Genomic DNA, 25,507 nt, shown 5'->3' with positions numbered 1-25,507 from the left:
GCCGTGCACGATCGAGATCGATCACGGGTCGATCATCCGCGACGCATTGCTTCCAGGTTTCTTCTCTGCGCCCTCCGAGTGCGCCCGCGCTGCTTTCCTGTTCAGCGCACAGGGGATGAGGTGGAGCGGTGAACGATGGCGGACCGGAGGAGTCCGGTGGGGCCGTGGGACTACCGAGCCGGCGTCGGCGGCCGACTCCCATGAGCCAGTGGGATCCGACGGCGCGCCTGTCGTACTGGGCCTTCCACGCCAATCGGCGGCCCGCGTACATGCGCTTCGCGTATCTGCAGCTGGGCTCCGACGCGGCGGCGGAGGAGGCGGTGGACGCCGCCTTCGACTCGATCATGGGTGAGTGGCTGCGGATGCTCCACATGGACCGCCTCGACGCCTACGCCTGGACCGTCCTCAAGCACTGCCTGGTCGACCGGCAGCGCCGGCGCCATCCGTGGCAGCAGCCGCCTGAGCCGACGGACATCAGCGCCTTCGAGGCCGCCCTCAAGGAGGCCCACGCCGATCAGTACGAGGTACTGACCGACACCATCCGCTTCTACTCCGCCGTCTCCCGGCTCGCCGAGCGGCAACGCGACTCCGTAATGCTGCGGTACGGGCTCCAGTGCACCCCCGGTGAGGCCGCAGCCGTGATGGGCGTCGACGAGGCCACGGTCCGCTCCTACCTCGGACAGGCCCACCGGCGGCTCGCCCGCTTGCTCGCCACGTCCGCCACCTCCGCCGCATCGCCCGAATCAGCGGAATCAGCCGAATCAGCCGAATCATGAGGCACTACGAACGGCAGGAGCTGCAGGACGGCGACCCGGTCCCCCGCTCCCTCGCCGAGTTCCTGGCCCGGGCGGGCGTCCGCGACCGCTACCGGCACTACGACCTCGGCGCCGCCGAGGCCCGGCTGCTGCGCGCCACACCGCACCCGCCCGCCTCCGGGCACCGCGCCCGGCGCCGGTCGGTGCACGGCTGGAGCGACCCCGCCCGGGACTGCCCGCTCGACGCCGAACGGGCTCGGCGCGACCTCAAGGCCGTCTGCCTCGCCTCCGCGTGCGCTCCCAAGGCCGGGGCGCACCTCGACTCGTTCCTCACCGACGGACACACCGACCTGGCGGGGGCGGTCGTCTTCGGCTGTCTGCTGCACCTGGCCGGTCTGCGCGAAGGGGCCCGGTTCTGGTGGCAGTTCGCCGCCGGTTCGGGCAGCCCGCGGACCTCCGCGGCCGCGTACTGCCTCTTCCTCGACCACTCCCGGCGCGGCGAGCACCACGACGCCCGGCACTGGGCGCGCGAGCTGGGCCGGCGCGGCTTCCGGCCGGGCGGCCGGCGGGATCTGCGGGAGGTCCGGCTGTGCACGCAGGCGGCCGTGCTGCGCTACGTCGACCAGCTCGAGGATCCCGACCTGGGCCCGGTGCCCCTGCCGAGGCCCGGGCTGTCCGGGGTGCTGGCCGCGTTCCTGCCGCAGCCCGTCACGGCGTCGGCCTCGGTGCCGCGGCCGGCGGCCCGGCCGGCCGCCGGGCCGCTGCGCCACCCGGCACTGACGGCCGCGGCCCGTGGAACCGTCGTACAGGGCGGTACGGGCGAAGCGCTGGCGGAGGCCCGCCGCGCGCTGGCCGTCGTACGCGTCCTGGAGCGGCATCCGCTGGGCGTACGGACCGGTCGGCTCGCGCGGGAGTCGGGCCTCGCGGAGGCGGAGCTGCGCCCCCTTCTGGCGATGCTGTGCGAGGAGGAGTATGCGTACCGGCCGGGGGTGGGGGTGTACGGGCGCGGCCCGGCCCTGGACCGGCTCGCCGCCCCGGGCGGCCACGGCCTGGCCGGGCAGCTCCAGCGCACCCTGTCCCTGGCCCGGGACAGCGCGGGCGCCGCGGTGTACCTCAGCCGGTACGCGGGGGGTGAGGTCCACATCACGCAGATGGCGGCCGGGCCGGCGACCCCGCCGGTCCGGGAGTGGGTCGACTTCCGGGACGCCGCGCATGCCAGCGCGGTCGGCAAGTGCCTGCTGACGCAGCTCGACCACGACCGCCGCGCCGACCACGTGGCCCGGCACCGGCCCGCCCGGCTCACCCCGCAGACCATCACCGACAGCCGGGCCCTGTTCACGGCGCTGGACGCGGTGGCTCCGGGCGCGCCCGTCTTCGACCTCCTCGAGTACTCCCCGGGGGTCGTCTGCTCGGCCGTGCCCATCGCCACGGGCGGCGCCGCGGGGAGCCTGGCGCTGTCGCTGCCGGCGGCCCATGCCCACCGGCTGCGCCCGGCCACCGAGGCGCTGCGCCGCAAGGCCGTACCGGTCCTCCTCGCCCTGCTCCTGACCGGTGCGATCCCCCCGGACGCCCCGGCGCCGGCCGCCACGGAGCAGACTCCGGCCGACCGGCCCGAGCCGATGCGGGCCCCGGTCACGCCGGTCACCCCGGAGACCCTGCGGCACCTGCGGCGGCTCTTCCGTACCCCGCTGACCGGGAGCACGGCCGCGGCGGTCGGCCCGCACCTGGTCAGTGACACCGCCGCCGGCGCGGCGTATCTCTTCGACGCCGCCCCGGACTCCGACCAGCCCCGCCTGTCGATGCCCCACACGTTCACGTCTGTCGTCCCCGGCAGCCTCACCACTCCGACGGGTCTGGTGGTCCTGGGTCCGTGACCGCCCCTGTCCTGCCCGGCCGGTCCGGGAAAACAGCAGGAGCCCCACACGATGTGTGGGGCTCCTGCTTCATGTGTCCGAGGGGGGACTTGAACCCCCACGCCCGATAAAGGGCACTAGCACCTCAAGCTAGCGCGTCTGCCATTCCGCCACCCGGACCAGGTGGTCGGCCCCGGTTTCCCGCGGCGACATGGACAACAATAGCAAAGGATCGGCGTGGCTCCGACCACTTATCCGGGCGGTGATCCTTCGCCACGCCGGGCTGACCTGCACGCATGCACCGAAGGCCGTAGCGGGACGGACCGTCTCGCCACCGTCGGGGGCGGGCCGGTCCGCAGGGCTGGCCATGGGGGCGTTCCTGGTGTGCGCGCCGGCCGTGCCGACCGCGTTGGGCGCCGGCGGGATCGCCTTCGGCCTGGGGTAGGTGTTCGTGGTCCTCGTGCACAGCGCCCTGCACGCAGGCGCACGGGTTCGGAGTGCTCTGGTTCGCGTTCCCCACCATGCTGTGCGCGCTGTGCCGGTGCTGGCCGCCGGGTTCTTCGACGGGCCGGCCGCTGGGAGCCGAGGTCCGCTGGACCCCGGGCTGCAGCGCGACGCCTACGGGCAGTGGATGACCTGGCCCGCGTAGGAGAGGTTGCCGCCGAAGCCGAAGAGGAGGACCGGGGCGCCGGAGGGGATCTCGCCGCGCTGGACCAGCTTCGACAGGGCCATCGGGATGCTGGCGGCCGAGGTGTTGCCGGACTCGATGACGTCGCGGGCGACGACGGCGTTGACGGCGCCGATCTTCGCGGCGAGCGGCTCGATGATCCGCAGGTTCGCCTGGTGGAGGACGACCGCGGCCAGTTCCTCCGGGGTGACGCCGGCCTTCTCGCACACCTTGCGGGCGAGCGGCGGGAGCTGGCTGGTGGTCCAGCGGTAGACGGACTGACCCTCCTGGGCGAAGACCGGCGGCGAGCCCTCGATCCGGACCGCGTTGCCCATCTCCGGGACCGAACCCCACAGGACCGGGCCGATGCCCGGCTCCTCGCAGGCCTCGACGACGGCCGCACCCGCTCCGTCGCCGGTGAGCACGCAGGTGGTGCGGTCGCTCCAGTCGGTGATCTCGGTCATCTTGTCGGCACCGATGACCAGGGCGCGGGTGGCGGAGCCGGCCCGGATGGCGTGGTCGGCGGTGGCCAGAGCGTGGGTGAAGCCCGAGCAGACGACGTTGATGTCCATCACGGCGGGGCCGCCGCCCATGCCCAGCTTGGCGGCGACGCGGGCGGCCATGTTGGGTGAACGGTCGATCGCGGTGGACGTGGCGACCAGCACCAGGTCGATGTCGTCCGGGGTCAGGCCGGCGCCGGCCAGCGCCTTGCCCGCCGCCTGGTAGGCCAGCTCGTCCACCGGTTCGTCCGGGCCTGCCATGTGGCGCGTGCGGATGCCGACGCGGGAACGGATCCACTCGTCGGTGGTGTCGACCATGGCCGCGAGGTCCTCGTTGGTGAGCACTTTCGCGGGCTGGTAGTGCCCTAGAGCCACCACGCGTGAACCGGTCATGGGCAGGGTCCCCCCTTGTACGGAAGTCAGGATCACCCAGCTTTGCCTGCTACTGGTGGGTACGGGTGCGTGTGACCCGACAGGATTCCCGCCCCGGATTTTGGAGCTTCCCGAGGATCCACCTGCCGGGGGCGTCACGGGAAGCGGAACCGCGACAATGAGCTTGTCGGAAACGGGCGGGAACAGAAGGGGTGTGCTGATCACCATGGGACGGGTCACCGAGCGTCGTCGCGTCGTCCGGATCCGGAACGGCGCGGCGGGTGTCCGGCCGGACACGCTGGTGGCCGAGGAGCCGCTGGAGATACGGCTCAACGGCAAACCGCTGGCCATCACGATGCGGACGCCGGGCGACGACTTCGCGCTTGCGGTGGGCTTCCTGGTCAGCGAGGGGGTGCTCGCGGCCGCGTCGGACGTGCAGGCCGTCACGTACTGCGAGGGGGCCACGGAGGACGGGTCGAACACCTACAACGTGGTGAACGTGCAGCTGGCCGCCGGGGTCCCGGTGCCGGACATCACGCTGGAGCGGAACGTCTACACCACTTCCTCCTGCGGCCTGTGCGGCAAGGCCAGCCTGGACGCGGTCCGTACGGCGACCCGTTTCCCGGGGATCACCGCCGATCCGGTACGGGTACCCGCGGAGGTCCTCAGCGCGATGCCGGACCGGCTGCGCGCGGCCCAGAAGGTCTTCGACCGTACGGGCGGGCTGCACGCGGCCGGGCTGTTCACGGCGCAGGGCGAGCTGCTCGACCTGCGGGAGGACGTGGGCCGGCACAACGCGGTGGACAAGATCGTGGGCCGGGCGTACCAGGCCGGGCGGCTCCCCCTCGCGGGCGCGGTCCTGCTGGTGTCGGGCCGGGCCTCGTTCGAGCTCGTGCAGAAGGCCGTGATGGCGGGCATCCCGGTGCTGGCGGCCGTCTCGGCGCCGTCCTCACTGGCGGTGGACCTGGCGCTGGAGTCGGGGATGACCCTGGTCGGCTTCCTGCGGGGGCCGGACATGAACATCTACGCGGGCGAGGAGCGGATCACCCTGTAGGCGCGCGCCGGAACCGCTCCTCGGCTCCCCGCTTGTAGCCGAAGAAGGTGGCCCACACGCTGCTGCCGTCTCCCCCGGTGCTCCCCTTGCCGGTGCCGCTGAGGTGAACCAGTCGTTGCACTGCTGGATCTCGGGCGTTCCCTCGGGGCTGAACCGGATCCGGATCCCCGGGTTCTCGTCGGAGGGTTGGCCGAGCGTCCAGTTGCCCTCGCCGGTGAACATGCCGGGCTGCCCGCCCCGGGCGCACTGCCAGCCCGAAGCGTCCGAGAGGCGGGCCCGGCCGTCGGCCAGCACCTCCAACCCGGCGCCGCGGTCGCCGTGCCAGGTACCGAGGACGTCCTCCTCCGTCAGCGGAGCGCGGAGGATCCGCCCAGCCGGCCGAAGGCCAGGGCCACTAGCAAGAGCAGACCGAACAGCACGCTGAGCGCTATGGTCGCCGCCCGGGCGAGGTTGGTCACGTCAGCGCCCCCGGCGGGCGCGCCGGGAGGCGACGGAGGGCGAGGGGGCCTTCGGGGTCGGCGGGTCGATGCGGTGCAGGTCCAGGGTGGGCGGGAGCGGGGTGGTGCCCGGGCCGCCGGACTCGGCCCAGGCGATGATCTCGTCGGTCGCGGTGTCGTCCAGGGCCCAGCCGAACCAGGTCGCGCGGGCGCCGCGGCGGCGGGCCTCGGTGGTGGGCTGGACCACGATGACGTTGGCCTGGGCGCAGGGGCCGAGGCACTCGCTCGTACGGACGGCCAGGCGGCCCCCGGAAGCGGCGGCGGCCTCGCGCAGCCGGGCGAGCTGGCCGGCGTGGTCGGAGCCGGGGTTCTTGCGCGGGTCACCGCAGCAGCAGCCACGGCAGACCACCAGCGTGCAGGGGCGTTCGGCGTGGGCGGCGAGCGGGCGTATCCAGGTCACCACCGAACGTTAACGGGCCCGGGGCGCGGGCCGTTGGCGCGCGGGCGAGACGTCCGCCACACGGTCGGCGGTGAGTTCGGGCAGCGGGTCCCGGGCGCGGCGCCGGGCGATGACCGCGCAGACCCTCAGCTGCATCTGGTGGAAGAGCATCAGCGGGAGCACGGCGAGGGCTGCATGGGCCCCGAACAGCACGCCGGCCATGGGAAGTCCGGCGGCCAGGCTCTTCTTAGGACGGCGAGGCGCTGCTCGGCTTCGCGCGGACGATCCTGGAGGCGAACGAACGGGCCGCGGCCTTCTTCGCGGGGACGCGGCTGCGCGGGCGGCTGCGGTTCGGGGCCTCGGAGGACTTCGTGCTGACGCGCCTTCCGGAGATCCTCGAAGGGTTCCGGCACGAGCACCCCGAGGTGGATCTGGAGCTGTCGGTGGAGCTCTCCGGAACCCTGCACGAGCGGCTGGAGGCGGGCCGTCCGGACCTGGTGCTGGCGAAACGGCGGGGGCCCGGGGACGAGCGGGGCCGGCTCGTCCGGCGGGACCGGATGGTGTGGATCGGTGCGGACGGGCTGCGGGTGGACCCGGAGCGCCCTGTTCCGCTGAATTGTCTTCCCGCCGCCGGGCATCACCCGCGCCCGGGCGCTGGAGGTGCTGGAGCGCGAGGGGCGGGCGTGGCGGATCGCGTGCACGAGCGGCAGCCTGAGCGGCCTGATCGCGGCGGCCCGGGCCGGGCTCGGCGTGATGGCGCACGCCCGGGGGCTGATCCCGCCGGGGCTGGTGCGGGTCGGCGGGCTGCCGGAGCTCGGGCCGGTGGAGTTCGCCCTGCTCCGCGGGCCGCGTCCGTCGGCCGCGGCCGAGGCGCCGGCGGCGGCCGTGCTCTTCGGCGCCGACCGGCTCAGTCGCACGTCAACGGCGTGAACACCGTGATCACTGGGGAGGTCTTGTGGAGGTATCCGAAGGCCGGTCACCCCCTGTTGACCGTGCGGTACGTTCACCGCGGCGCGCGGAGAGGAGCGGGGCCTTGCGCGAGATCACCGTCCCACCCGTCGTCACGGGCGCACCCGTCGGCGGCCTGGCCGACATCGTCTTCCAGCACGCTCGCGAGGAGCCGGACCGGGTGGTTCTGGGCCGGAAGACCGACGGGCTCTGGCGGGACGTGACGTCCCGGGAGCTGGCCGCCGAGGTGCTCGCGCTCGCCCGGGGACTGCTGGCCCAGGGGGTGCGCTTCGGGGACCGGGTCGCCGTCATGTCCCGCACCCGGTACGAGTGGACCCTCTTCGACTTCGCCCTGTGGGCGATCGGCGCCCAGCCCGTCCCGGTGTATCCGACGTCCTCCGCCGATCAGGTCCACTGGATCCTCTTCGATTCCGACTGCACGGCCTGCGTGGTCGAGGACGAGAACCAGGCCATGACGGTGGGGTCGGTCATCGACCGGCTCCCCCATCTGCGCCGGCTGTGGCAGCTCGACGCCGGGGCCGTGGACGGGCTCGTCACCGACGGCCGCGGGGTCGCCGAGGACGTCGTGCACCGCCACCGGGGCGCCGTGACGCCCGACGCGACCGCCACCGTCATCTACACCTCCGGGACGACGGGCCGGCCGAAGGGGTGCGTGCTCACGCACGCCAACTTCATGTACGAGACCGACACCCTGGTCAGCCGCTGGGAGTCGGTCTTCCAGGCCCGGCAGGGCGAGGAGCCGTCCACCCTGCTCTTCCTGCCGCTGGCGCACGTGTTCGGGCGGATGGTGGAGGTGGCCGCCGTCCGGGCGCGGGTGAAGCTGGGCCACCAACCGGTGCTGGCAGCGGCCGAGTTGCTGCCGGACCTCGCCGCCTTCCGGCCGACCTTCGTGCTGGGCGTCCCGTACGTCTTCGAGAAGATCTTCGCGGGCGCCCGCCGCAAGGCGGAGGCGGAGGGGCGTACGGGCCCCTTCGACCGGGCGGTGGAGACGGCCGTGCGGTACGCGGAGGCGCGCGAGCGCAAGGCCTTCGGCGCCGGGCCGGGGCCCTCGGCCGCGCTGCGCATGGAGCACCAGCTCTTCGACCGGCTCGTCTACGGCAAGGTCCGCGAGGCGATGGGCGGCCGGGTGCGGCACGCCATGTCGGGCGGGTCGGCGATGTCGCGCCGCCTGGGGCTGTTCCTCGACGGGGCCGGGATCACGGTGTTCGAGGGGTACGGGCTGACCGAGTCGTGCGCGGCGGCCACCGCGAACCCGCCCGGTGCGACCAAGTACGGCACGGTGGGGCGGCCGATCCCGGGCAGCACGGTGCACATCGCGGACGACGGGGAGGTCTGGCTGCACGGCAGCCACATCTTCTCCGGGTACCTCAACGACCCCCGCGCCACGGAGGCGGTCCTGCGCGGCGGCTGGCTGGCCACCGGGGACCTCGGCCGGCTGGACGCCGACGGGTACCTGACCATCACCGGGCGCAAGAAGGACATCCTGGTGACCTCCAACGGCAAGAGCGTCGCGCCGGCCGCGCTGGAGGAGCGGGTCCGTTCGCATCCGCTGGTGTCGCAGTGCGTGCTGGTGGGCAACGACCGGCCGTACATCGCGGCGCTGCTCACCCTGGACATGGACGGGATAGCGCACTGGCTGTCGATGCGCGGCCGGCCGCAGCTGCCGGCCGCGCAGCTGGTGGGTGACCCCGAGCTGACGGCGGAGGTGCGCCGGGCGGTGGTGGCCGCGAACACCCTGGTCTCGCAGGCGGAGGCGATCCGCACCTTCCGGGTGCTGGGTGAGCAGTTCACGGAGGAGCGGGGGCTGCTAACCCCCTCGCTGAAGCTCAAGCGCCGGGCGATCGAGAAGGCGTACGCGAAGGAGGTCGCGGCGCTGTACTCCTCCTGAGCCGGGTCCGGCGGTGCGGGCCGTCGGGCCGTCGCGGCAGGTCCGGGCCGTCCACCGGGTGCGCGTACACGAAACTGACGGATCGTCATTTCCATTCGCCGACAATATTGACGATCCGTCAGGTCACGCACAGAATGCGGGGATTCCAACCGGAGGGGATCCCCGACATGTCGCGACCGATCCGCACCCTGGCCGCCGCGGCGGCGGCCCTCGCGCTCGTCTCCGCCTGCAACTCCGCCTCCACCAACGGGACCTCCCCCGGCAAACCCGGCGACGCGCCGGGCAACTCCCGCGGGGTGAGCGCCGATTCGATCAAGGTCGGCGGGATCGTGTCGATGACCAGCGCCAGCGGCTACAGCAAGAAGGACACCGATCTCGGCGCCAAGGCCCGCTATCTCCGGGCCAACGCCGAGGGCGGGATCAACGGGCGCAAGATCGACTACCTCGGCGCGGAGGACGACGGCCAGGACCCGGCCAAGAACCTGTCGGCCGCCCGCAAACTCGTCCAGCAGGACAAGGTCTTCGCCGTCTCCCCCATGAGCTCGGTGACCTTCTCCGGCGCGGACTTCCTGGAGCAGGAGAAGGTCCCCACCTTCGGCTGGGGCACCCTGCCCGCCTTCTGCGGCCCCCAGCACATCTACGGCTTCAACGGCTGTCTGGTCCCCACCCCCGGCGGCACCCTCAACCAGACCTGGCCCGAGGGCATCGGCCGGATCCTCGGCGGGGCCCAGGGCAAAACGGTCGCGCTCATCGCCAACGACAGCGACGCCGGCAAGTTCGGCATCCGGACCTTCCAGCAGGGCTTCACCAGCGCCGGGTTCAAGGTCACCTACGCCAAGGCCTCCGTGCCCGCCACCGCCGTCCCGAGCGACTGGTCCGCGTACGTGAAGGAGATCCTCACCGGCAACGACGGCAAGGCCCCGGACGCCGTGGTCTCCGTCATGCAGACCCCGAGCAACATCGGACTGTTCATCGCGCTCAAGCGCAGCGGCTACCGGGGGCTGCTCTCCGACCCGACCGACTACGACCCCGGGCTGCTCGCCAAGGACGCCACCAAGCAGGCCCTCGACGGGGTGCACGTGCTGCTGCAGTTCCAGCCGTTCGAGTCGGCCGACCCGAAGATGGCGCAGTTCAAGGCCGACATCAAAGCGGCCGCGGGCGGCCAGGACGTGCCGCTCAGCATGCATATGCTCACCGGGTACATGTCGGCCGACCTCTTCCTGTCCATCGCGCAGAAAGCCGGCAGGAACCTGACCGTCGAGTCCTTCCAGGCCGCCGCGCAGGGCTTCTCCGACACCGGCACGCTCGTCGGCGACCGCGCGCTGCCCAAGGGGCAGAAGGACAGCTTCGGCTGCGGGGCGCTCGTACAGCTGAAGAACGGCGCGTACGAGGTCTCCGTGCCGTTCAAGTGCTACGAACCCGTCCCCTTCAAGTAGGGCCGCGGCATGGGGGATCTGCTCGTCTTCATGCTGAGCGGTCTGGTCTCCGGCGCCCTGTACGCCCTGCTCGCCACCGGGCTGGTGCTGTCGTACTCGGCGTCCGGACTGTTCAACTTCGCGCACGGGGCCACCGCCTACCTGTGCGCGCTCACCTTCTACGAGCTGCGCTCGGGGCTGGGCTGGCCCACCGTCCCGGCCGCCCTGCTGGTGGTCCTCGTCCTGGCCCCCGGTCTCGGCTGGGGGCTGGACCGGCTGATGTTCCGGCGGCTCGCCCGGGTCGGCGAGACCGCGCAGATCGTCGCCGCCATCGGGCTGCTGGTGGCGCTGCCGGCCGCCGGGCTGTGGGCGGTGGAACTGCTGGCGGAGGCGGGCGCGCCGGTGAAGCCCGCGGAGAACCAGTTCGGGCTGCCGGGAGTGGGGCCCAGCCCGGCGAGGTCCTGGCAGCTCACGGACGGCGTCGGCATCGACTCCGACCAGCTGATCACCTGGGTGGTGACGGCGCTGGTGGCGGTGGCCCTGTGGGTGCTGATGCGCCACACCCGCCTGGGGCTGCACCTGCGGGCCGCCGTCGACAACCGCTCGCTGACCGAGCTGCGCGGCATCAGCGCCGACCGGCTGTCGTCGGTGGCCTGGATGATCGCGTCGGGCCTGGCGGGGCTCGCGGGTGTGCTGGCGACCCCGCTGCTGGGGCTGTCGGCGCACGACTTCACCCTGTTCCTGTTCGTGTCGGCCACGGCGGCGGTCATCGGGCGGTTCGCTTCCGTGCCGCTCGCCTTCGCGGGCGGGCTCGGTCTCGGGGTGCTGCAGAACCTGGTGGCCGGGTACACGTCCTTCGCCGAGTCGGTCACCGGCTTCCGGACGGCCGTACCCTTCCTGATCCTGTTCGGCGGGCTGCTGGTGCTGACCCGCACGGCGCGGACGGCGGGGGTCGCGGCCGTGGACGCGCCGCCGGCCGACCATCTGGCCGGGGCCTCGTGGGGGCGGCGGTGGGGGGTGTGGGCGGCGGGCGCGGCGGCGCTGTGCGTGGCGCTCTACACCGTGACCACCCCCTTCTGGAGCGGCCTGCTGGCGCAGGGGCTGGCCATCGCGCTCGTGTTCATGTCCTTCACGGTGGTGACCGGGCTCGGGGCGATGGTGTCGCTGGCGCAGGGCACCTTCGTGACCGGCGCCGCGCTCGTGGCCGGGCTGCTCATGAGCCGGGGCTGGCCCTTCGTGGCCGCGCTGGCGGTGGGCACGTGCGTGGCGGCCGTGCTGGGGGCGCTCGTCGCGCTGCCGGCGCTGCGACTGGGGGGCAGGTCGCTGGCCCTGGCCACGCTGGCGCTGGCCTTCCTGGCCGATCAGGTGCTGTTCCAGCTGCGCTGGCTGCGCAACGGCGACGCGGGGTGGTCCATCCCGCGGCCGGTGTTCGGACCGGTGGACCTCTCCGACGACCGGGCGCTGGGGGTGGCCCTGGTGGTCCTGGTCGCGCTGGTGGCGGCCGGGCTGACCGCGCTGCGGAACTCCCCGTCGGGGCGGGCGATGCTGGCGGTCCGGTCGGCCCCGGCGGCGGCCGTCGCCTCGGGGGTCTCCGTACTGCGCACGAAACTGCTGCTCTTCACGCTGTCGGCGGGGCTGGCCGGGTTCGGGGGCGTACTGTACGCGTCGTACAACACCCGGATCACGGCGACGGACTTCACGGCGATGACGGGGCTGGTGTGGCTGGCGGTGGTCGTGGCGGCGGGCGTGCGCAGGCCGCAGTACGCGGTGGTGGCGGGGCTGGTGTTCGCCGTCGCCCCGCGGCTGCTGTCCGACTACGTGACCGGGTCCGCGCACCTGCCGGTGATCCTCTTCGGCCTGGCCGGGCTGGCCCTGGCCAATGACCTGGACGGGTACTGCGCGGCGGTGCCGGTCCGGCTCGCGCGGCAGCGCGCCGCGAAACCGCCGCCGTCACGGATACCGGCGCAGCCGGGGCCGGCAGGACAGCGCGCCGCCGATCCCCGGGGCTCCGCCCCGGACCCCGCGCCACAATCGCCGGCGAGGCCGAATCCGCCCGGTGAAGCCGCGTACGCGCTTGAACTACGGGGCGTCACCGCCGGGTACGACGGGGGGCTCGTGCTGCACGGGGTCGATCTCACCGTCCGCGCGGGCGAGATCCTCGCCGTGCTCGGGCCGAACGGCGCCGGGAAGAGCACCGCCTGCCGGGTCGCCGCCGGGCTGCTGCCCGCAACGGGCGGGGCGGTGTACGTAGGCGGCCGGGACGCGACGCGGGACGGGGCCGTACGCCGGTCGCGGGCCGGGGTGCTGCTCGCCCCCGAAGGGCGCGGGATCTTCCCCGCGCTCACCATCGAGGAGAACCTGGCCCTGTACCTCCGGGACGCCGGCTCCCGGGCCGCCGTCTACGCGCGCTTCCCCCGGCTCGCCGAACGGCGCGGGATCCCCGCCGGAGCCCTCTCGGGCGGGGAGCAGCAGATGCTGACCCTGGCTCCGCTGCTCCAGCGGCCGCCCGCGGTGCTGATCGCCGACGAACCCTCGCTCGGACTCGCCCCGCGCGTGGTGGAGGAGGTGTACGAGCTGCTCACCGAACTCCGCGACGCCGGGACGGCGCTGCTCCTGGTGGAGGAGAAGGCGGCCGAGATCCTCGGGATCGCCGACACCGTGGCCTGCCTCTCCCAGGGCCGGGTCTCCTGGTGCGGCCCCCGGGCCGAGGTGGAGGCGGACCGGCTCACCGAGGCCTACCTGGGGATGGCGACATGAGCGAGGGCGGGTACGTACTGGAGGCCCGCGGGGTCGGCGTGCGCTTCGGCGGCGTCCGGGCGCTGACCGGGGTGGATCTCGGGATCCGCGCGGGCGAGGTGTGCGGGCTGATCGGACCGAACGGCGCCGGCAAGACCACGCTGTTCGACGTGCTGTCCGGGATCCGCCGCCCCGACCAGGGGCGGCTGCTGCTGGACGGGTCGGACGTCACCCGCCGCTCCCCCGTCTGGCGGGCCCGGCACGGGATCCGCCGGACCTTCCAGCGGCAGCAGTTGTTCGGGCAGCTGAGCGTGGCCGACAACGTGCTGGTGGGGCAGGAGTGGCGGGGCGGCGGGGGCGGGCCGACCGCCGATCTCCTCGCCCTCCCGGCCCGGCGGGCCCGGGAGCGCGAGCGCCGGGCCCGCGGCGAGGGGGTGCTGGCCGACTGCGGGATCGGCGCGCTCGGGGCCTCGTACGCCGGCGGGCTGCCGGTCGGGCAGGCCCGGATGGTGGAGCTGGCCCGCGCGGTGGCCGATCCGCCGCGGGTGCTGCTGCTGGACGAGCCCGCGTCGGGCATGTCCGCGCCCGAGCGCGACCGGCTCGCGGAGGTCGTGCGGCGGCTGGCGGAGCGGGAGGGCTGCGCGGTGCTGCTGGTCGAGCACAACGTGGCCTTCGTGATGGAGCTGTGCGCGCGGGTCGTCGTACTGGACCTCGGGACGGTGCTGGCCGAGGGCACCGCGGCCGAGGTACGGGCGAACCCGCTGGTGCGGGAGGCGTACCTCGGGTCCGCGTGAGGGTGCGTACGGAAGGGATGGCGGGAATACGTCGCACGAGGGGCCGGTTATCGCCCCTCGTGCGACGCTCCACCGCCGCCGCACCACCAACCGACGAAGCGACGAAGCGACGAAGCGACGAACCGAGGGAACGACCAGACGTGAACCAGGTCCCCGCCATCAAGCTCAACAACGGCACGCTCATGCCCCAGCTCGGCTACGGCGTCTGGCAGGTGCCGGACGCGGAGGCGGAGCGCGCCGTCGGGACCGCCCTCGAGGCCGGTTACCGCAGCATCGACACGGCCGCCGTCTACGGCAACGAGGCGGGCACCGGCAAGGCCGTCGCCGCTTCCGGGCTGGCGCGCGAGGAGCTGTTCGTCACCACCAAGCTGTGGAACGGCCGGAAGCAGAAGTGGGGCCGGGACCAGGTGCTGCGCGCCTTCGACGACTCCCTCGCCAAGCTGCGCCTCGACCATGTCGACCTGTACCTGATCCACTGGCCGCGTCCGATGCGCGACGATTTCCTCGCCATCTGGAAGACCTTCGAGGAGATCGCGGCGAGCGGGCGTGCCAAGGCGGTCGGCGTGTCGAACTTCCGCCCGGCCGATCTGGAGCGGATCGCCGCCGAGAGCGAGCTGGTCCCGGCCGTGAACCAGGTCGAGCTGCACCCGCTCTTCCCGCAGGCCGAGCTGCGCGCCGTGCACGCCCGGCGCGGGATCGCCACCGAAGCGTGGTCCCCGCTGGGCCAGGGCAAGGAGCTGCTGACGCTCCCGGCCGTGACGGCGATCGCGGCCGCGTACGGCCGCAGCGCCGCGCAGGTGGTGCTGCGCTGGCACCTGCAGCACGGCAACATCGTGATCCCGAAGTCGGTGACGCCCACGCGCATCCGGGAGAACCTGGACGTGTTCGGCTTCGAGCTGGCGGCCGCGGACATGGCGGCGCTGGACGCCCTGGGCGCGGGCGCGGCGGGCCGCCGGATCGGGCCGGACCCGGCCGAATTCGACGTGTGACGGGATCCGGGGCGGGGTCCCGGCACGGATCCCGGCCCGGGTGCGGGCCCGGGTGCGGGTCCGGGTGCGGGTCCGGGTGCGGGTCCGGGTCCGGGTCCGGGTGCGGGCGGCCCTGCCCGCGGGTCAGACGCGTACGAAGCTCCGTATGCGGTACGTCGGCTCTGCGCGCGGGACGTCCTGGTCCGGCAGCAGTTCCAGCCGGGCCGCCAGCTCCTGCGCGGTGATGCCGCGCGGGACGATCCGGGAGGCGTAGCGGCCCGCGAGCAGGGACTCGGCGGAGCCGCGCGGGGTGCGGCCCTGGCCGTGGCCGGTGAACCGGGCCTCGCCGACCGCCAGCAGGCCTGCCCGGGCCGCGTAGGCCTCGACCTCCCCGGAGGCGTCCGAGGGGGTCGGGGTCAGGTGCGCGGCGAAGACGGCGTCTATGTCGCTGCCGACATCGTGTGCCGAGTCCTTGTCCACGGTGGCGAGGAAGACGCCGCCGGGCCGCAGCACCCGGGCGGCCTCGGCGATCACCGCCGGCACCAGTCCCGGCTCGCGCAGCAGGTGCAGCAGCCACACCGCGCTGACCGCGTCCAGGGATGCCGAGCGGACCGGCAGCCGGGCCGCGTCGGCGAGGGTCACCGGGATGCCGCGCCGTGCCGCGATCGCGGCCATGCCGTGGGAGGCGTCCGCACCCAGGACGCGCAGGGCGGGGCGGCTGATCCGGCTGGTGACGATGCCGGTGCCGCAGCCGAGGTCGAGGAGGGTGTGCGCGTCCGCGGGGAGGAGTTCGAGGACTGCGGCGGCAGCCGCCTCGGCGCGCGGGATGCCACCGCGGGTGGTGTCGTAGGCCTCGGCCTCGGCGTCGTAGTCGAGCAGGGATCTCACGGACGGTATGTGCGTGGTCATCAGCTCGCGCCGTGGGCCGGGGCGAGGGCCTCGACGCGTTCGGCGAGGGCGAAGTCGGACTCCGTCACCACACCGCCGGCGTCATGGCTGTTCACGGAGAGCCGGACCGTGTTGTAGCCGAGGGTCAGGTCGGAGTGGTGGTTCAACTCCTCCTGGACGGTGGCGATATGGACGACGAGGGCGCTCGCGGCGAAGTGCGTGCCCAGCCGGTAGGTGCGGAAGATCCGGTCGTCCTCGAAGGACCAGCCGGGGAGCTCCCGCAACCGGTCCTCGATCTCCTTCTGTGACAGCGGCTCACTCGGCATGCACCGGCTCCTTTTCCCCGTGACGTGTAGTCAAGGTTCCCACAGTGCACGCCGGACCAATCCTTTCGCGCCATAGTGCGCCCGGGTACTTCTACGCCTTCCAGGTCCGCCGCACCCCCCATATGCTCCTGCGCCGAACGCACTGTTACCAGCGGTAACGAGGGGCATTCGCCATGACCGGCACAGGAAGTTCCAGGCGTACGTTCATCGCGGGCGCGGGCGCGGCGGCCGCCGCCGGGGCGGTCCTCGCCGGGGCCGGGGCGACGCCGGCGGCGGCGGCCGACGCGGCCGGACCACCGCCTGCCGGACGGCGTGTCGCGGTGCTCGGCGGCGGTGTGGCGGGCCTGACGGCGGCGCACGAACTCGCCGAGCGCGGCTACGCCGTGACCGTGTACGAGCGCCGGGCCCTCGGCGGCAAGGCGCGCAGCATGGACGTGCCCGGCAGTGCCCGCGGCGGGCGCCGGCCGCTGCCCGCCGAGCACGGCTTCCGCTTCATCCCCGGCATCTACCACAACCTGCCCGACACCATGCGGCGCATCCCCTTCCCCGGCAACGCGGCCGGGGTGTGGGACAACCTCGTCGCCCCACGCGAGATGATGTTCGCCCGGGCGGCCGGGCGCGAGGACCTGCGCGGACCCATCCCCTGGCCCGGGCACTCCCCCGCCGAGCTGACGCCCGAGGAGATCCGGCGGGCCCTCACCGGCATCCTGCAGACGCTGGTCCGGCTCCCGCCGCACGAGACGGCGTACTTCGTCGACCGCGTGCTGGTCTTCCTCACCAGCTGCGACGAGCGTCGCGAGGAGGTCTGGGAGCGGACGCCGTGGTGGGACTTCGTCCGCGCGGAGCGGATGTCGAACGAGTACCGGCGCATCCTCGCCGTCGGCATCACCCGCAACATCGTGGCGACCAAGGCCGAGGAGGCCTCCACCCGTACGGTCGGCACCCTCGGCGAGGCCTTCGTCCTCAACCTGCTGGGGCGCGGGGCGGACGGGCCGCCCGACCGGATCCTCGACCTGCCGACCAACGAGGCCTGGATCGACCCCTGGGAAGCCCATCTGCGCTCCCTCGGTGTGGAGTTCAGGATCGGCTGGACCGTGCGGGAGGTGCGGTACGCGGGCGGCCGGGTGAGCGGGGTCGCCGTCGAGGGGCCGGACGGCGCCGCGCAGACCGTCACCGCCGACCACTACGTGAGCGCGCTGCCCGTCGAGCACGCCCGCCGCACGTGGAGCGCCGCCCTGCGGGCCGCCGATCCGATGCTGGGGCGCTGCGACAGGCTGGAGACGGACTGGATGACCGGCATCCAGTTCTATCTGACCGAGCGGGCCGAGCTGGTGCACGGCCACCTCAACTGCATCGACTCCCCCTGGTCGTTGACGGCGATCCAGCAGGCCGAGCACTGGCCGTCCCGTGACTTCCCGGCCGACTACGGCGACGGCACGGCGGTCGACTGCCTGTCGGTGGACATCTCCGAGTGGGACAAGCCGGGGATCCTGTACGGGAAGACGGCCAAGCAGTGCACGCGCGAGGAGGTGGCGCGCGAGGTGTGGGCGCAGCTGAAGGCCTCCCTCAACGACACCGGGCGGACCCTGCTGAGCGACTCCACGCTGCACTCGTGGTTCCTGGACCCGGGCGTGGACGGGCTCGGCACCCCGCACCCCACCAACCAGGACGAGCTGCTGATCCACCCGGTCGGCACCCTGTACAACCGGCCGAGCGCGGGCACCCGTATCCCGAACTTCTTCCTCAGCGGGGACTACGTCGCCGTCGACATCGACCTCGCGACGATGGAAGGGGCCAACGCGTCGGCGCGCGCGGCCGTCAACTCCCTTCTGGACCGCGACGGTTCCGGCGCACCGCGGTGCACGGTCCGTCCGATGTACCGGGCGCCGGAGCTGGAGCCCGCCAAACGGCACGACCGGTGGCGCTACCGTCTCGGCCTGCGGAACGTCTTCGACCTGGGCTGACCCTCCTCGGCTAACGTCGTGCGCATGACGACGACGAGTGTGGGCCCACTGCTCCGCGCGTGGCGGGAGCGGCGCGGCATCAGCCAGCTGGAGCTGGCGGGCCGCGCCGACTCCTCGTCCCGGCACATCAGCTTCATCGAGACGGGCCGGTCCCGGCCGAGCGAAGAGATGGTGCTGCGGCTCGCCGGCCATCTGGACGTGCCGATGCGGGAGCGCAACTCCCTGCTGCTGGCGGCTGGTTACGCCCCGCGCTACGCGCACACCGCGCTGGACGACCCGGCGATGGAGACGCTGCGCGAGGGCATCGCCCGCCTGCTGACGGGGTACGAGCCCTATCCGGCCCTGGTCGTGGACGCCGTGTACAACGTCGTCGCCGCCAACCAGGGCATCGCGATGCTGCTGGACGGACTGCCGGAGCACCTGCTGACCCCGCCGCTGAACGCCATGCGCATCACCTTGCACCCCGAGGGCCTGGCTCCGCGGATCCACAACCTCAAGGAGTGGCGCGGGCACCTGCTGGCGCAGATGGAGCGGCAGATCGCGCTGGCCCGCTCCGAGCCGCTGCGCGCCCTGTACGAGGAGGTGTCGGCCTATCCGGTCGCCGAGCGCCCGGGCGACAGCGCCCCGGAGGAGCCCACCGCGTACATCGCGCTGCCGCTGGTCATCGAGCACGACGGGCACCTGCTGTCCTTCGTGTCGTCCATCGCGACCTTCAACACGCCGATGGACGTGACCGTCGCCGAGCTGGCCATCGAGACGATGCTCCCGGCCGACCCGGCGACGGTGAAGTACCTGCGCTCACTGGGCGGCTGAGCCCGAACGCAGGGCGAGCTGCTGGAGCACGGCGAAGCCGGCCACCGTGACGGCCTGCACCGGGATCCACAGCATCCCGGCGGTGGTGGGCTCGAACCAGAGCGCCAGTGACGCCAGGCTGAGGGCGGCCCAGGCGTAGTTCGTCTCGATGACGAGCTTCACGGGAAGGACGGGCGGCTGCCGCCGCGAGCCGAGCCATCCGACGGCGGCCCCGTACGCGACGAGGAGGACCCCGAGTTCGAGCAGCAGCGGCTGCCCAACCCCGAGCAGCCGGCCGAGCGGGGCGGAGAAGGCGACGTACGCGAGCCCGTTGGCGGTGGTGACGACGGAGTCGAGGGCGAGGAACCGGCGCAGCGCGGTCTGCGGGACGCGGTTGCGGGCGAAGCCGGCGAGCGGGGTCGCGGACATGGGAATCAGCCTCCATCGAGGTCGAACGGCCAGGTGGGACACGGATCCCGGGACCGAGTGCGCGGCCCCGGAACCCGATGCGTCCACTGTGCCGGGGCCTGCGGGGAGGGTCGATTACCCCGGAGGTAACGGGCCGTCCCAGGAGTGGTGCTTCAGCGCCGCGTAGGCTCGCTCGATCTCGCCAAGGTACTGCTCCAGGTCGAAGCGGACCTCTTCTACGGTGGTGCCGTCGGGGCCCGGGTACATGAGGTCGGACCAGATGACCGTCCCGCCGCGGAGCCGGATCCGGATGGTCAGCCGGTCCGGGCCTGATTCGGGTGGTTCCTGGGTCGCCACGGCCGCGCTGCGCGGTGTGTCCGTCGGATGGAGCGGCCCGCCCGGGCGGAGCAGCTGCCTCGGGCCGAGGCCGGCCATCCTGATGTCGCTGCGCGTCACCACGTCGAGGCCGTCGACGAAGAGGTAGGTGTGGACGGCCGCGCACGCCGGCGGCCCGGGGCACGCGCTGATGAGCAGCGTGCTCGTCGTGCTGTCGCTCCGGCTGTGGGGCGCAGTGGCCCTCGGCGCGCGCGGGGATCTACGCGGCATCCGCCTGGTGTGAGGTCATGGCGCGATCCTAGCGGGCGCCTTGCCGATCGGGCCGGACTCCCGTCCAACACCTGTTGTCCCGGCGGAGTTTGGCGTGCGGCTGCGGGGGTGGGGGATGCCAACCCTTTTTGAGCTGTACGGCAGGAAACGTTGGGGGTTCCTCTGGTTCGGCCAGGGGCGGGAGGCTAGGCTTCACGGAGCCCGAATCACTCGAACGTCTTGTCGACATATGGAGAAACCGCCGGTGCGAGCCGCCGCCCGACCCGATCTCGCCGCCGTCTGGCGCCGCACCTGGGCACTGGCGCAGGAGCACGGGCAGGATCCGGCCGAGGTGCTCTCGGTGGAGCGGCTGAGTCATCTGTCCGGGGTCGAACCCGGGCGCGTACCCCAGGTGGTGGCGGGCACCGCCGTCGAGGCGCCGCTGGAGCGGCGGGTGCGCCAGCGGTTCCTGCGGCTTCGTGCGACCCGGCGCGACAAGCACGGCCGGGAGTGGTCGCTGGCGGCCATCGCCGACGACTTCGGCGCCCCCGGCGCCTCCCTCGGGCCGCTCAACGCCGGGACCGGGCTGCCCCGGATGGGTCACGCGGCCGGTGTGCAGCGGTTCTTCGGCGTCCATGCCGGTTTCCTCCTGGCCGACAGCAAGAGCGCCGTGGAACGGGCCCTCGCCCTGTCCGCCACCACCGTCTCGGACGGCCGGGACGACCTGGAGCACCTGTCGTACCTCACCGGCATGACCCCGCAGGCCATCCGGCTCACCCTCGAGGGGAAGCCGCCCCGGCTCCCGCTCAAGGAGCAGGTGCACCTGCGGTTCGAGCACCTGCGCCGCACCCGCGTACGGGAGGACGGCCAGCCCCACTCGCTGGCGGCCATCGCCAAGTCCTTCGACGCGTCGGGGCAGTCGCTGACCCGCCTCGCCCAGGGCGAGGGCCTGCCGAACCTCGCCGCGGCGGCCGGGATCCAGCGCTTCTACGGCGTCGAGGGCGGCTTCCTGCTGGCGGACGACACCGAGGCGCTCTCCAGCGCCCTCGCCCTGATCGAGGGGGAGTTGGAGTCCGCGGTGCGCGACCGGGAGAACCCGATGCTGGCGGTGCTGCGGGCGCACGACCTACGCAGCATCGTCACGCGGGCCGGGCGGCTGTCGCCCCAGGGCTGGAAGTCGCTGGCCGATCATTTGGACGACCTCCTCGCGCGCGAGGGGCAGCTCGGAGTTCCGGGCACGAAGGGCGGGGCGCCGGCCGAGGGCGCCGCCGCCGAGGGAGAAACACCATGAGGACCACACGGGCCATGCGCAAGCTGGGCTCCGAGCTGCTGGAGGGCGCGCGGCTGACGCCGCCGGCCGATGCCAGGGAGATCATCGGGGCGCTGTGCGCCGCCTACTCCGAGCGGCGTGGCGGAGAGCGGAAGGTCGATGTCCATTTCACCTCCTTCCCGCCCGACACCGCGAGCGGGCTCTGGCTGGAGCTGGACGACGTCGACCTGATCGTCGTCGAGCAGCACACCCGGCCCGAACACCAGCTCGTCATCGCCTGCCACGAGTTGTGGCACCTGGACGAGGGCACCTGCGAGAGCCTCGGTCCGGGCATGCTGGTGGCCGCCCGGCTGGCCGGACGCCCCGGCCGCCTCGCCGACCTGCTGACCTCCGGCTCCGGGCTGGAGGCCGTGGTCCGGCAGGCCGCCGCCCGCGCCGACCACGGGGATCCGGCGGAGATCCGGGCCGAGACCTTCGGCCTGCACCTCGGCAACACCCTGCGCTCCTACCTGCCCTCGCCCCGGGAACAGCAGCTCCCCGAGGCCATCGAGCGCATCAAGTCCTCACTCGGCTGGGGAAGCCCCGTGCCACGCCGCGACCCGCAGCAGCCGGTCGCGGCATCCCTCACGCCGATGCCCTCAGCACGGCCCTGACAGAGAGCACGCCACGATGAACCAGTCCACCCCGCCCCGCCACGCGATCGTCATAGGCGGCAGTCTGGCCGGCCTCCTCGCGGCGGCCGTCCTCGCCGAGCACGCCACGGTCACCGTCATCGACGCCGACCCGCTGCCCGAGGGTCCGGCCCCGCGCCGTGGACTCCCGCAGGCCCGGCACACCCACCTCCTGTGGTCGGGCGGCGCCCGTGCCATCGAGCGGATCCTGCCCGGCCTCACCGACGACTGGACGAGGGCGGGGGCCATCCGCCGCAGCCTGCCCACCGACCTGGTCAGCAAGACCGCCCACGGATGGATCCCGCGCTGCGGGGAGAAGCAGTTCAACATCTCCTGCAGCCGCGATCTCCTCGACTCGGTGGTCCGCGCCCGGGTGACCGGGCTGAAGGGGGTCTCCACGCTCCAGCGGAGCCGCGTCCGCGCCCTGGAGGGCACGGCGTCCCGGGTCACCGGCGTGCTGGTCGACACCTCTGAGGAAGTGGGCCGGCTGCTGACGGCCGACCTCGTGATCGACGCGAGCGGCCGCGGCTCGCGCGCCCGGACCTGGCTCCAGGCGCTCGGCGTCACCGGGATCCGGCAGGCCGAGGTCGACTCGGGCCTCGTCTACGCGACGCGGATCTTCGAAGCCCCGCCCGGAGCCCACGAGATGGGCTTCCCCATCGTCAACGTCCAGTCCGACCCCCGGGTGCCCGTCCCGGGCAGGACGGCCACGATCGTGCCCATCGAGAACGGCCAGTGGCAGGCCACCCTCTCCGGGACCCGCGGCGGCCAGCCGACCAGCGACCCCGACGCGTTCATCCCGTTCGCCAAGGCCGTCCGCGACCCGATCGTCGGTGAGCTCCTGGAGGGCCGCAAGCCCCTGACGGACGTCGCCGTCACCCAGGGCACCGCCAACCGCCGGATCTACTTCGAGAAGGCGGAACTGCCCGACGGCTTCTTCGCCGTCGGCGACTCCGTCGCCACCTTCAACCCGCTGTACGGACAGGGTATGAGCGTCGCGGCCCAGGGGATCCTGGCCGTACGCACCCTGCTGCGGGCGAAGGGACTGGAGCACCCCGGGATCGGCCGCGAGGCGCAGCGCGCCATCGCGCCGCAGGTCAGCACCGCCTGGGAGCTCGCCACCTCGCAGGACATCCTGTATCCGGGGGCCACCGGGATGACGCCGCGCGCCGGCAGCGGTCTGCTCAACGGGTACGTCAACCGGCTGATGACGGGAGCCACCACCGACGAGGCGCTCACCGCCGCCCTGCTCAACGTCCTCACCATGAGCATGGCGCCCACCCACTGGCTCCGTCCGTCGGTGGTCTGGCACGTCCTGCGCGCCTCGGACCGGGGTGCGCTGAAGGCACCGCCGCTCACCGCCGCCGAGCGGGCCGTCGCCGGGCTCGACCGGGCGCCCGGCACGAAGCCCGGTACCCACACCAGCGCGGGCACCGGCACCGGCACTGCCACCGCCACCGGCACCGGCCCGTCGGCGGACCCGGTCGGCCCCGCCGACGCCGTCGGACAGGCCCGATGAGCGGCAGGATCCTGCCGCTCCTGCCCGCCTCCCTGATGGTCCTGGCGCTGCTGATCAAGCTGCCGAAGCTGCGCCGGGACCGGGACCGGCCGCTGAACCGGACGGCGTGCGCGCTGCTCGCCGTCGGGGCACCCATCAACTTCCTCGCATCGCCGTCGACCATCGCCTCGGTGAACCGCCGCACCGGCGTGGTCAACTTCTCCGCGCCCCTGGTGTTCGGCCTGTGCACGGTGTTCTCCGGGCTGTGCGTCGTCCTGGTCCTGCAGTGGCGCGGCGGGCGGCCCGCGGCCGTGCGCCGGGCCACCCGGCTGACCACGGCCCTGTTCGGCACCGCGACCGCGGCCATCGTCGTCCTGTTCGTGATCGGCGACGCGCCGGTGGAACGGCTCCAGGACCTGGACACGTACTACGCGACCACGCCCTGGATCCGCGAGATGATCGTCTGCTTCCTCGTGGCGCACACCATGGGCACCTCGGCGCTGACCTGGCTGTGCGGCAAGTGGCTGACGCGCGCGGACCGCGCACTGCGCCCGCTGCGCACGGGCCTGGCCCTGATCGTGGTCGCCGGGCTGATGGACCTGGCCTACCTGGCCGCCAAGTGGGCCTCGGTCGTGGCCCGCTGGACCGGCCACGACCTGGTGTTCCTGTCCACGGACGTGGCGCCGCCACTGGCCGGGGCCGCCGGGCTGCTGCTCGGTGCCGGATTCGTCGTGCCGCTGGTCGGCGGGTCGGCGACATGGCTGGCCTTCAGCCAGTACCGGCGGCTGCGCCCGCTGTGGAAGGCCCTGCACGAAGTCGCCGCGACCCAGGGGCGGACCGTCCCGCTGGCCTGGTGGTCCCCGGTGGGGATCCGGCTCGTCCACCGCGAGTCGGTCATCGACGACGGCATCCTGGCGCTGGCCGGCTGGTTCGACCCCCGGGTGCGCAGCGCCGCGTACGAGGAGGCCCGGGGCCGGGGCATGGGCGAGGCGCGGGCCGCCACGGTCGCGGACGCGGCCGTCCTGGCGGCCGCCTGCCACCGCAAGGCCGCCGCCGCGCGCGGATCCCTGCCCGGGCCGGCCGCGATCCCGGAGCCCTACCGTCTGGGCCGGCGGCCCCTGACCGCCCTGGCCGACGCGTTCCGTACGTCCGACATCGTCGTCGCCGCCCGTGAGGCGGCCGGCGCCGGCACGCCGGACCTGAACCCCGAGCCGGTCGGCGTCTGAGGCACACGGCCCCGGGGAAAACGCGACGCCCCGGACCGAGAGCCGGCCGGGGCGTGCGGGCATGCGTGTGCGAGCGCGTGCGTACGCCGTACGCGGGATCCGCGCGGTGGGATCAGAGCTCCGCGAGGTCCAGCCCGGCCTGCGCGGCGGCCGCCTGCACGGTCTGCTCCAGCAGTACGGCGATGGTCATCGGGCCGACACCGCCCGGCACCGGAGTGATCAACGAGGCGCGGGCGGCGGCCGACTCGAAGTGCACGTCGCCGACGTTGCCCTCGTTGTAACCGGCGTCCAGAACCACCGCGCCTGGCTTGATGTCCTCGCCCCGGATGAACTCGGCCTTGCCGACGGCGGCGACCAGCACGTCCGCCTGGCGCACGATCGAGGGCAGGTCCTGGGTGCGCGAGTGGCAGTAGGTGACCGTGGCGTTCCGCTCCAGCAGCAGCATCCCGGCCGGCTTGCCCAGAATCGCGCTGCGGCCGACGACGACGGCGTGCTTGCCGGTCAGGTCCACGTCGTAGGCGGCGAGCAGGCGCATGATGCCGCCGGGGGTGCAGGAGACGAAGCCCGGCAGCCCGAAGCCCATGGCGGCGAAGGAGTGCATGGTGACCCCGTCGACGTCCTTGCCCGGGGCGATGGCCTCGAAGGCGGCGCGCTCGTCGATGTGGTGCGGGACGGGGTGCTGGAGCAGGATGCCGCTGATCTCCGGGTCCTCGGACAGCGCGGTGAGGGTGGCCACCAGCTCCTCGGTGGTGGTCTCGGCCGGCAGCTCCACGTGGCGGGAGGTGATCCCCGCCTTGGCGCAGCGGTTCTGCTTCATGCGGACGTAGGTCACGGAGGCCGGGTCCTCGCCGACCAGCACGGTCGCGAGGCAGGGCGCGGTGCCGGTGCGCTCGGTGATCTTCGCGGCGTAGGCGGCGGTCTGCTCCGAGATGCGGCGGGCGAGGGCCGTGCCGTCCATCAGCTGGGCGGAGCCGGCGGCAGAAGCGGTGGCAGAGGCAGTCTGGGCAGTCGTCACGGGGTCTCCTGAACGTC

At 73.4% G+C, this 25,507-nt stretch carries 20 protein-coding genes, 1 tRNA gene and 4 pseudogenes; 16 read left to right on the top strand and 9 right to left on the bottom strand.

Translation table 11 applies throughout. The features are described 5' to 3' along the window. Positions 1-200: 200 nt before the first annotated feature. Both ACZ573_RS05305 and ACZ573_RS05300 read left to right on the top strand, forming a co-directional pair. Positions 201-776 carry a sigma factor-like helix-turn-helix DNA-binding protein gene (locus tag ACZ573_RS05305; protein WP_471299270.1) on the top strand — a complete coding sequence of 192 codons (576 nt, stop codon included), beginning with the start codon at positions 201-203 and terminating at the stop codon, positions 774-776. A gap of 806 nt (positions 777-1,582) precedes the next feature. Further along, positions 1,583-2,302, top strand: a pseudogene (locus ACZ573_RS05300) (IclR family transcriptional regulator domain-containing protein); the annotation flags it as partial. Between the two features lie 401 nt (positions 2,303-2,703). Here the strand turns inward: ACZ573_RS05300 and ACZ573_RS05295 are convergent. Continuing rightward, positions 2,704-2,788: transfer RNA gene (locus ACZ573_RS05295), tRNA-Leu, on the bottom strand. A gap of 438 nt (positions 2,789-3,226) precedes the next feature. Next, entirely contained in the window at positions 3,227-4,168 is a 942-nt protein-coding gene (locus ACZ573_RS05290) for a beta-ketoacyl-ACP synthase III (protein ID WP_382541216.1), read from the bottom strand. Between the two features lie 205 nt (positions 4,169-4,373). Here ACZ573_RS05290 and fdhD point away from each other — a divergent pair, with 205 nt between their 5' ends. Further along, positions 4,374-5,201, top strand: a complete 828-nt coding sequence (gene fdhD, locus ACZ573_RS05285) for a formate dehydrogenase accessory sulfurtransferase FdhD (protein ID WP_471299267.1) — start codon at positions 4,374-4,376, stop codon at positions 5,199-5,201. A gap of 459 nt (positions 5,202-5,660) precedes the next feature. On the opposite strand, the gene ACZ573_RS05280 is transcribed toward fdhD, so the two are convergent. After that, positions 5,661-6,098, bottom strand: a complete 438-nt coding sequence (locus tag ACZ573_RS05280; protein WP_471299264.1) for a (2Fe-2S) ferredoxin domain-containing protein — start codon at positions 6,096-6,098, stop codon at positions 5,661-5,663. Between the two features lie 9 nt (positions 6,099-6,107). After that, a pseudogene (locus ACZ573_RS05275) lies at positions 6,108-6,326 on the bottom strand (bile acid:sodium symporter); the annotation flags it as partial. Between the two features lie 2 nt (positions 6,327-6,328). Here ACZ573_RS05275 and ACZ573_RS05270 point away from each other — a divergent pair. The 7 genes and pseudogenes from ACZ573_RS05270 to ACZ573_RS05240 form a co-directional block, all read left to right on the top strand. Then, positions 6,329-7,007, top strand: a pseudogene (locus tag ACZ573_RS05270) (LysR substrate-binding domain-containing protein); the annotation flags it as partial. Between the two features lie 103 nt (positions 7,008-7,110). Further along, on the top strand, positions 7,111-8,934 hold the full coding sequence (locus tag ACZ573_RS05265) for an AMP-dependent synthetase/ligase (RefSeq protein WP_471299261.1): 1,824 nt from the start codon (positions 7,111-7,113) through the stop codon (positions 8,932-8,934). A gap of 167 nt (positions 8,935-9,101) precedes the next feature. Next, positions 9,102-10,370, top strand: a complete 1,269-nt coding sequence (locus tag ACZ573_RS05260) for an ABC transporter substrate-binding protein (protein WP_471299258.1) — start codon at positions 9,102-9,104, stop codon at positions 10,368-10,370. Between the two features lie 9 nt (positions 10,371-10,379). Then, positions 10,380-13,106, top strand: a complete 2,727-nt coding sequence (locus ACZ573_RS05255) for an ABC transporter permease subunit (RefSeq protein ID WP_471299255.1) — start codon at positions 10,380-10,382, stop codon at positions 13,104-13,106. Next, positions 13,103-13,642, top strand: a pseudogene (locus tag ACZ573_RS05250) (ATP-binding cassette domain-containing protein); the annotation flags it as partial. The gene ACZ573_RS05255 and the pseudogene ACZ573_RS05250, both read left to right, overlap by 4 nt. An 18-nt stretch (positions 13,643-13,660) precedes the next feature. Next, entirely contained in the window at positions 13,661-13,879 is a 219-nt protein-coding gene (locus tag ACZ573_RS05245; RefSeq protein WP_471300595.1) for an ABC transporter ATP-binding protein C-terminal domain-containing protein, read from the top strand. A gap of 140 nt (positions 13,880-14,019) precedes the next feature. Continuing rightward, positions 14,020-14,868 carry an aldo/keto reductase gene (locus tag ACZ573_RS05240; RefSeq protein WP_471299252.1) on the top strand — a complete coding sequence of 283 codons (849 nt, stop codon included), beginning with the start codon at positions 14,020-14,022 and terminating at the stop codon, positions 14,866-14,868. Positions 14,869-14,991: 123 nt separating this feature from the next. On the opposite strand, the gene ACZ573_RS05235 is transcribed toward ACZ573_RS05240, so the two are convergent. Both ACZ573_RS05235 and ACZ573_RS05230 read right to left on the bottom strand, forming a co-directional pair. Continuing rightward, positions 14,992-15,756 (bottom strand): class I SAM-dependent methyltransferase, encoded by a 765-nt coding sequence (locus tag ACZ573_RS05235; RefSeq protein ID WP_471299249.1) that lies wholly within the window; start codon positions 15,754-15,756, stop codon positions 14,992-14,994. Beyond that, a complete protein-coding gene (locus tag ACZ573_RS05230) occupies positions 15,756-16,061 on the bottom strand; it encodes a 4a-hydroxytetrahydrobiopterin dehydratase (protein WP_301364906.1) in 306 nt (101 codons plus the stop codon). Before ACZ573_RS05230 ends, ACZ573_RS05235 begins: the two co-directional genes overlap by 1 nt. A 173-nt stretch (positions 16,062-16,234) precedes the next feature. On the opposite strand from ACZ573_RS05230, the gene ACZ573_RS05225 reads away from it, so the two are divergent. Beyond that, positions 16,235-18,025 carry a hydroxysqualene dehydroxylase gene (locus ACZ573_RS05225; protein ID WP_471299245.1) on the top strand — a complete coding sequence of 597 codons (1,791 nt, stop codon included), beginning with the start codon at positions 16,235-16,237 and terminating at the stop codon, positions 18,023-18,025. Between the two features lie 24 nt (positions 18,026-18,049). Beyond that, entirely contained in the window at positions 18,050-18,838 is a 789-nt protein-coding gene (locus tag ACZ573_RS05220; RefSeq protein WP_471299243.1) for a helix-turn-helix domain-containing protein, read from the top strand. On the opposite strand, the gene ACZ573_RS05215 is transcribed toward ACZ573_RS05220, so the two are convergent. Further along, positions 18,824-19,246 carry a hypothetical protein gene (locus tag ACZ573_RS05215; protein WP_471299240.1) on the bottom strand — a complete coding sequence of 141 codons (423 nt, stop codon included), beginning with the start codon at positions 19,244-19,246 and terminating at the stop codon, positions 18,824-18,826. The two genes, ACZ573_RS05220 and ACZ573_RS05215, sit on opposite strands and share 15 nt — an antisense overlap. Positions 19,247-19,360: 114 nt before the next feature. Continuing rightward, a complete protein-coding gene (locus ACZ573_RS05210) occupies positions 19,361-19,831 on the bottom strand; it encodes a hypothetical protein (protein WP_471299237.1) in 471 nt (156 codons plus the stop codon). A 244-nt stretch (positions 19,832-20,075) separates the two neighbouring features. On the opposite strand from ACZ573_RS05210, the gene ACZ573_RS05205 reads away from it, so the two are divergent. Genes ACZ573_RS05205 through ACZ573_RS05190 form a run of 4 tightly spaced genes read left to right on the top strand, consistent with a single transcriptional unit; the run spans position 20,076 to position 24,475 of the window. Next, positions 20,076-21,101, top strand: a complete 1,026-nt coding sequence (locus tag ACZ573_RS05205; protein WP_471299234.1) for a hypothetical protein — start codon at positions 20,076-20,078, stop codon at positions 21,099-21,101. Further along, a complete protein-coding gene (locus tag ACZ573_RS05200) occupies positions 21,098-21,733 on the top strand; it encodes a toxin-antitoxin system, toxin component (protein ID WP_471299231.1) in 636 nt (211 codons plus the stop codon). Before ACZ573_RS05205 ends, ACZ573_RS05200 begins: the two co-directional genes overlap by 4 nt. 16 nt (positions 21,734-21,749) lie before the next feature. Beyond that, complete coding sequence (locus ACZ573_RS05195) at positions 21,750-23,270, top strand: NAD(P)/FAD-dependent oxidoreductase (RefSeq protein ID WP_471299229.1); 1,521 nt, start codon at positions 21,750-21,752, stop codon at positions 23,268-23,270. After that, a complete protein-coding gene (locus tag ACZ573_RS05190; protein WP_471299226.1) occupies positions 23,267-24,475 on the top strand; it encodes an MAB_1171c family putative transporter in 1,209 nt (402 codons plus the stop codon). The genes ACZ573_RS05195 and ACZ573_RS05190 overlap by 4 nt, the downstream gene beginning before the upstream one ends. Positions 24,476-24,587: 112 nt before the next feature. Here the strand turns inward: ACZ573_RS05190 and ACZ573_RS05185 are convergent, their stop codons facing one another. After that, positions 24,588-25,433 carry a bifunctional 5,10-methylenetetrahydrofolate dehydrogenase/5,10-methenyltetrahydrofolate cyclohydrolase gene (locus ACZ573_RS05185; RefSeq protein WP_471300591.1) on the bottom strand — a complete coding sequence of 282 codons (846 nt, stop codon included), beginning with the start codon at positions 25,431-25,433 and terminating at the stop codon, positions 24,588-24,590. Positions 25,434-25,507: the final 74 nt, after the last annotated feature.

It is taken from the genome of Streptomyces sp. NPDC040545 (assembly GCF_055595065.1).
The sequence above is the reverse complement of the archived record's forward strand: the minus strand, read 5'-3'. Positions and strand labels throughout refer to the sequence as shown.

Coding starts and splice junctions, on each gene's coding strand:
- ACZ573_RS05305 (WP_471299270.1), top strand. CDS start 201: ATGAGCCAGTGGGATCCGACGGCGCGCCTGTCGTACTGGGCCTTCCAC.
- ACZ573_RS05290 (WP_382541216.1), bottom strand. CDS start 4,168: ATGACCGGTTCACGCGTGGTGGCTCTAGGGCACTACCAGCCCGCGAAA.
- fdhD (WP_471299267.1), top strand. CDS start 4,374: ATGGGACGGGTCACCGAGCGTCGTCGCGTCGTCCGGATCCGGAACGGC.
- ACZ573_RS05260 (WP_471299258.1), top strand. CDS start 9,102: ATGTCGCGACCGATCCGCACCCTGGCCGCCGCGGCGGCGGCCCTCGCG.
- ACZ573_RS05255 (WP_471299255.1), top strand. CDS start 10,380: ATGGGGGATCTGCTCGTCTTCATGCTGAGCGGTCTGGTCTCCGGCGCC.
- ACZ573_RS05245 (WP_471300595.1), top strand. CDS start 13,661: ATGTCCGCGCCCGAGCGCGACCGGCTCGCGGAGGTCGTGCGGCGGCTG.
- ACZ573_RS05235 (WP_471299249.1), bottom strand. CDS start 15,756: ATGACCACGCACATACCGTCCGTGAGATCCCTGCTCGACTACGACGCC.
- ACZ573_RS05230 (WP_301364906.1), bottom strand. CDS start 16,061: ATGCCGAGTGAGCCGCTGTCACAGAAGGAGATCGAGGACCGGTTGCGG.
- ACZ573_RS05225 (WP_471299245.1), top strand. CDS start 16,235: ATGACCGGCACAGGAAGTTCCAGGCGTACGTTCATCGCGGGCGCGGGC.
- ACZ573_RS05220 (WP_471299243.1), top strand. CDS start 18,050: ATGACGACGACGAGTGTGGGCCCACTGCTCCGCGCGTGGCGGGAGCGG.
- ACZ573_RS05215 (WP_471299240.1), bottom strand. CDS start 19,246: ATGTCCGCGACCCCGCTCGCCGGCTTCGCCCGCAACCGCGTCCCGCAG.
- ACZ573_RS05210 (WP_471299237.1), bottom strand. CDS start 19,831: ATGCCGCGTAGATCCCCGCGCGCGCCGAGGGCCACTGCGCCCCACAGC.
- ACZ573_RS05200 (WP_471299231.1), top strand. CDS start 21,098: ATGAGGACCACACGGGCCATGCGCAAGCTGGGCTCCGAGCTGCTGGAG.
- ACZ573_RS05195 (WP_471299229.1), top strand. CDS start 21,750: ATGAACCAGTCCACCCCGCCCCGCCACGCGATCGTCATAGGCGGCAGT.
- ACZ573_RS05190 (WP_471299226.1), top strand. CDS start 23,267: ATGAGCGGCAGGATCCTGCCGCTCCTGCCCGCCTCCCTGATGGTCCTG.
- ACZ573_RS05185 (WP_471300591.1), bottom strand. CDS start 25,433: ATGGACGGCACGGCCCTCGCCCGCCGCATCTCGGAGCAGACCGCCGCC.